A 5,933-nucleotide genomic window follows, 5' to 3' on the forward strand; every position below is an offset into this window, starting at 1 on the left:
GGCCCGGGGGCGGGCAGCAGCATGCCGCCCCCCGGTTCCTTCGGTGGGCCGGGGAACAGCAGCGTGCTGCCGCCGCCCCCCGACTACAGCGGCCCAGGCGCCGGCAGCGGCATCACCCCGCCACCCGGCGACGGCACCATCGTGCCGCCGCCGCTGTACTCGGGCGGGCCCGGTGGCGGCAGCGGCATGACACCGCCGCCCTCCACTCAGCGGGGCAGCAACCGGACACCGTTCCCGGTCGACCCGGATACCGGGCTGCCCATCGACCCCGACACCGGCCAGCCCTTCCCCGTCGACCCCGACACCGGCCTGCCCTACGACCCGGACACCGGGCTGCCCGTCGCGATCGACCCCGACACCGGCCAGCCGACGCCGATCGACCCGATGACGGGTCAGCCGATCACGAGCAGCGGTCCGGGCAGCGGCGGCTTCCCCGGCGGGTTCCCCACGGACCCCGGCACGGGGCTGCCTCTCAACCCGGACACCGGCCAGCCCTTCCCCGTCGACCCGGACACCGGGCTGCCGTACAACCCCGACACCGGCCTGCCCATCGCCCTGGACCCCGACACCGGCCAGCCCTACCCGATCGACCCGATCACCGGCGGGCCGGTCGATCCGGACACCGGACTGCCGATCCAGTTCGACCCGGAAACCGGCGACCCGGTGGGCATCGACCCCATTACGGGGCAGCCGATCACCAGCAGCGGTCCGGGCAGCGGCGGCTTCCCCGGCGGATTCCCCACGGACCCCGGCACGGGGCTGCCTCTCAACCCGGACACCGGCCAGCCCTTCCCGATCGACCCCGACACCGGACTGCCCTACAACCCCGACACCGGCCTGCCCATCGCCCTGGACCCCGACACCGGCCAGCCCTACCCGATCGACCCCGACACCGGACTGCCGTACGACCCGGACACCGGACTGCCGATCCAGATGGACCCGTCCACCGGCCAGCCGGTGGGCATCGACCCGATGACCGGCGAACCGATCACCAGCAGCGGCCCCGGCGTGGGGAACTTCCCCATCGATCCCGACAGCGGCATCCCCATTAACCCGGAGACCGGCGAGCCGTTCCCCATCGACCCGGAGACGGAGCTGCCGTACAACCCGGACACCGGCCTGCCGGTGCTCGTGGACCCGGACACCGGCGTTCCGTTCCCCATCGACCCGAACACGGGGTTGCCGTATGACCCGGATACCGGGTACCAGATGGCGTTCGATCCCGACACCGGGGAGACCTACGCGGTCGATCCCACTACCGGATTGCGGATCGACCCCGATACCGGGCAGCCCATCACCAGCAGCGGTCCGGGCAGCGGCTCCGGTCTCCCGAGTCCGCCGCGCATCGAGATCCCGGAGTACCGTCCCTCCACGACCAGCGGGGGCCCCGGATCCGGCGGCTTCGGCGGCGATGGGCAGGCCCCCGGAACGTCCGACCGCTCGAGCATGTTCGCCGGGCCCGGAGGGCAGAACGGCGCGGCCGGGCCGACCGGCGGCCCCGGTGAGAGTGGCTTCCTGACCGCCCCAAACCCCGGCGGACCAGGTCAGATGCAGAACGGGACCGGCGCCCCCATGGGCGGCATGCCGCCCATGATGCCGCCGAACATGGGCGGGCAGAACCAGCAGGACCGCAGCCGTTCGACCTGGCTGTCCGAGGACGAGCGGGTCTGGGGCACTGCCGGCAAGGACCGCAAGTCCGTCCTCGGGCGTCCCGTACCTGGCGAAGAGAAGAAGGGAGCGGCACGTGAGTACATCGATGCCCGAACAGGTGGAGCAGGCACTCGCACGTCTTCGGACGCAGATGGCGGAGTTCGCGCAGGCAAACGCAAGCCTGGAATCGGCAACCGAAGAGGTCGTGTCCAAGGATCGGGCGGTGAGCGCGAAGGTTAACGCCAAGGGCGAACTGGTGGAACTGAAGTTCCCCACCCAGAAGTACCGCCAGATGGCGCCTGCGGAGCTGGCCCAGGCGATCAAGGACGTCATCGAGCGCGCCCGTACCCAGATGTCCGCGCACGTCGCGGAAACCCTCGGCCGGTTCGCTCCGGAAGGCGTGAACATGGCCGACGCGATGAACGGCCAGATCAACCCGACGCAGATGATGAGCAAACTCGACCTCCCCTTCATGGGCACGGACGTGCCCGGCAGGAGCGAACGCCCCGAAGTGGGCTAGGAGACGACCATGACCGAGAACCGGGACAGCTCCACCCCTGTGCCCTCTGAGGAGGGCGATGCGAGTTCGCCGCGCGAGGTGCTGCGGACCGTCGCCATGATGGCGCCGGTCGCGGCTTCGGCCGGTGACAGCGTCAGCTCCGATCCCGCGACCGGGGAGCTGCACATCACGCAGGACGACGGGGACGTCACGACGCTGGACCCCGGCGGCAAACAGGTCCACGTCGACGATGAGACGGGCATCATCACCGTGGGCGCGGACAGCGACACGACCGTCGAGGCGTTCCGCGCCTTCAAGCAGACCATGCCGCGGCATGAGCTCCGGCAGGGCTCCTCGTACTCCAGCCAGCCTGGCCACGGTGGCGGCGACGGCGGCGGCTCGTACGGAGGTGGACAGCAGCAGGCCGGCGACGAGCAGGTCACGCAGCAGTACACGCCGATGACGGAGTCGGTGGACACCGCCACTGTGTTCGCGCGTGCCCTGCACCCGCAGCGGGAACCGGCGCAGCCGGTGGAGGACATCAGCGTGCCCGCTTCCGAGGGGGAACCTCAGCAGCGGCTGCTGCGCGGCGAGCAGACGCTGCACCAGCCCATGGAGCCCATCCCGGACAAGGGGGTCGCGGCGAAGAGCGAGCCGGTGATCCCCATCAGCACCGACGCCGCGGGCGAGGAGCGGTCCCCGAGCATCGAGATCGATCCGGAGACCGGGCTGGTCACCGTCGACAGCGGCACGGGTGTGGTGCACCTCGACCATGGCGACCACGACATCGAGCTGGATGCGGAGACCGGGCAGTTCACCGCCACGCCGGAAGGCAGCAAGGTGGTGTCGCCTCCCGGGCAGGTGAGCATCGACCCCGACAGCGGGCTGCTCACCATCCTGCACAGCGGCGGCAAGGTCGTCGTCGACCCGGCGACCGGCGAGGTCACCCTCGACTCCGAGGGCGCGTTCGAGATTGACCCGGAGAGCGGCCGGCTGACGATGGGCGACCCGGCGGCGCTCGTGGCCGAGGACGCCGGCTTCGCCGACGGGGAGCCGCTGGTGCCCAACCCCGGCGAGGTCATGGTCCGCGTCGACCCCGACACCGGACTGATCCAGGTGTACCGGCACGAGGGCACCATCACCATCAACCCCGAGGACGGCGCGGTCGGCGTCGAACTCGGCGACGGCTCCGTGAGTGTCGACCCGGAGACCGGCCAGGTCATCGTTACCCCCGCCGAGGAGGAGCAGGCGGAAGGTGGCGGCGGCGACGGGCAGTCCGCCGGTGGCGGGTCCGATGCGCAGGACGGCGACGAGGACCAGGCGGCCGACGATCAGTCCAAGACCGTGCCCGCAAACAACGACCGGTCCACCGAGGGCCAGGTCACCGTCCCGGAGCAGAACACTCCGCACATCCCGAGCAAGACGGTCCCCTCCGGAGAGCAGGAGACCGGAGATGACGATGCCGCGGCCGATTCGGACGCCGTCACCCCCGGGGAGTCGTCCTCCTTCGCTCCACCGTCGTACAGCCCCCCCGGCACGTCGTCCCCGCCGATTTCCCAGTCCGGGGACCCCGCGCCGGACGGTGGCTCCGGCACCGCCACGGAGGAGCCCCAGGACGAGGAGTCCACGGGTAACGAGGAGAACGCCGCAGGGCAGACGACGCCCGGAGGCTCCGCTGGCGACACCTCAGGGGACACGTCCGGGAACGGGCAGACCGGGCAGTCCACGCCGACCGAGCACGTGGGCAACACGCCGCCGGCCACCTCGGAGTCGGAACCGGCCCATTCGATCGCCACCAACCCCGAAACGGGCGCGGCCGAGATCGACTACGGGAACGGCACCGTCAGCGTGGACCCCGCCCTGGGTGACGTGGAGAAGGATCCGGAGACCGGGGACCTGGTCTTCACCCCGGCGAATGGCGACCCCAACTCCACCGGCCGGGTCAGCATCAACCCCGAAACGGGCAAGATCGCCCTGGGGCCGAACGGCAACGTGACCATCGACCCGGGGACGGGCGAGGTCACGATGGACAGCGGCAACGACCGGGTCCGTATCGACCCGGAGACGGGCGAGCTCATCATCGGTGACCCCGAGGACACCGCGGGGCACGACGACAGCTCCGCGGCTGGCGGGGAATTCACACTGGGAGAGGGCGACGCGCAGATCAGCGTCGATCCGGAGACCGGTGACATCATCGTCGACCGTCCCGACGGCCGGCTCATCGTCGACCCGGAAACCGGTGCGGTCCGGGCAGATCTGGACGACAACGAGCTGACGGTCGATCCGGAAACGGGCGAGCTCACGCTCACCCCGCCGGCGGAGGATTCCGCGGAGCAGCCGGGAGACAGCAGCCAGGGTGCTACCGGCCAGAGCGAATCTCCTGGCGGCAGTGGAGAATCGTCGGCCGGGACGGGTTCGTCCGATTCTCCCGGCGGAGGGGACTCCGCTTCCGAGCCTGTCCAGAGCTTCCCGCGTCACGTTATGAGCACCCGGCCCGGCTCGGAGGACGGCGAAGAAGGCACCGGCGAGGAGGAGGAGGAGTCGGCTGGGACGGGCTCGTCCAGCTCACCCGGCGGAGACGACTCCACCTCCAGCTCGTCCGGGGAAGAAGAGGAAGAAGACGACACCTCCGAAGAGGAGGAGGAAGAAGACGACTCCGGTGAGCCGGACCCACGTTCGGAAGATGAGCCCGAGTCCGTCGACGACAAAAAGGGCAACGGCGAGGAAAAGGGGGAAGGTGAGGGCGGAAACGGCGCGGGCCAGAACGGCGAAGGCTCCGAGACCTCCGGCGACGTCACCACGATCGCGTTCAGTGAGATCAAGAAGTTCAACAAGGACTTCGTGATCGGGATCCGGGACGCCGCCGCCGCACACAAGCTGGAACTGCAGCCGTACCAGGACGGCGGCCCGCACCTCCTCTGCGGAAATCCCGAGCACCTCCCCATCATCTCCACTCTCCATAAGCAGGTCGACCAGGGCCTGAAGGACATCTACAAGGAGCTGGACAAGCTGGAGGTGAAGATGACGGAAATCTCCGCCCAGCTGCACGAGAGTGTCCTCCGCTGGTCCGACCTGGAGGACGACCAGGAACTCACCGCTGCGGAGATCACCGCACTCATGGGACAGCCGTTCGGCTCGCAGAGCGGTACCGGCGGCACTGGTGGTATCGGCGGCTTTGGTGGTACCGGCGGTACTGGCAGCACCACCAGCGGCAACGGCAACGGCAACACCCAGAACGACGAGGAGGCAGAGTAGAAAGGGCGTAATCTACCTTTCGCCCCCACTCGTCCCCCACGCCCCCATCGGGCACCGCGGACGGCGCGGCGTGTGATCATGTGGCAGGAGACGGCACGCCGCGCCCGACAGAACGGAAAGGATAGGCGGTGTCAGGAGAAGAATTCAGCGCCAACCCCGATGAACTCGGCCGGGCCGGCAACGAGATCTACGACCTCGGCAACTTCGTCCACAAGCTGCGCACCGATCTGATAGCACAGCGCGCCAATATCGGTGATGCCTGGGACGAGACGGACGGGCGGGAAGAGGAGATCGAGCGTTCCCTGAAGGAGAACCTCACTCCGATGATCAAGAACCACGACGGACTGCTGGAGTCGCTGGTGACCGCCTTCAACGACACCGCCGACTACACCCTCGTCATGAAGCGGCGTTTTGAGCTCTCCAACGAAGCCGCTACCGACTTCGCCGACCAGTGGCAGAGCAGCATCACCGATTCCGGCACCACCCCCGGCGGTGGCGACGGCGGCCGGAGAGGGTGACGTAGTCCGCC

General features: G+C 69.5%; 3 protein-coding genes and 1 pseudogene. All 4 read left to right on the forward strand.

Annotated elements, in window-relative coordinates; translation table 11 throughout:
* Window positions 1-1,890 (forward strand): annotated as a pseudogene (locus B5D66_RS26060) (hypothetical protein); the annotation flags it as partial.
* Window positions 1,802-2,170 (forward strand): YbaB/EbfC family nucleoid-associated protein, encoded by a 369-nt coding sequence (locus tag B5D66_RS10435; RefSeq protein ID WP_235000910.1) that lies wholly within the window; start codon window positions 1,802-1,804, stop codon window positions 2,168-2,170. The pseudogene B5D66_RS26060 and the gene B5D66_RS10435, both read left to right, overlap by 89 nt.
* A 9-nt stretch (window positions 2,171-2,179) precedes the next feature.
* Entirely contained in the window at window positions 2,180-5,404 is a 3,225-nt protein-coding gene (locus B5D66_RS10440) for a hypothetical protein (protein ID WP_078761489.1), read from the forward strand.
* Between the two features lie 128 nt (window positions 5,405-5,532).
* On the forward strand, window positions 5,533-5,922 hold the full coding sequence (locus B5D66_RS10445; RefSeq protein ID WP_078761490.1) for a hypothetical protein: 390 nt from the start codon (window positions 5,533-5,535) through the stop codon (window positions 5,920-5,922).
* The last annotated feature ends 11 nt before the right edge of the window (window positions 5,923-5,933 follow it).

The sequence above is a fragment of the Marinactinospora thermotolerans DSM 45154 genome, assembly GCF_900167435.1.
In the GTDB taxonomy this organism is placed as follows: domain Bacteria; phylum Actinomycetota; class Actinomycetes; order Streptosporangiales; family Streptosporangiaceae; genus Marinactinospora; species Marinactinospora thermotolerans.

What these genes read in the sequence shown, in the direction of transcription:
- B5D66_RS10435 (WP_235000910.1), top strand. Translation starts at nt 1,802, where the DNA reads ATGGCGGAGTTCGCGCAGGCAAACGCAAGCCTGGAATCGGCAACCGAA.
- B5D66_RS10440 (WP_078761489.1), top strand. Translation starts at nt 2,180, where the DNA reads ATGACCGAGAACCGGGACAGCTCCACCCCTGTGCCCTCTGAGGAGGGC.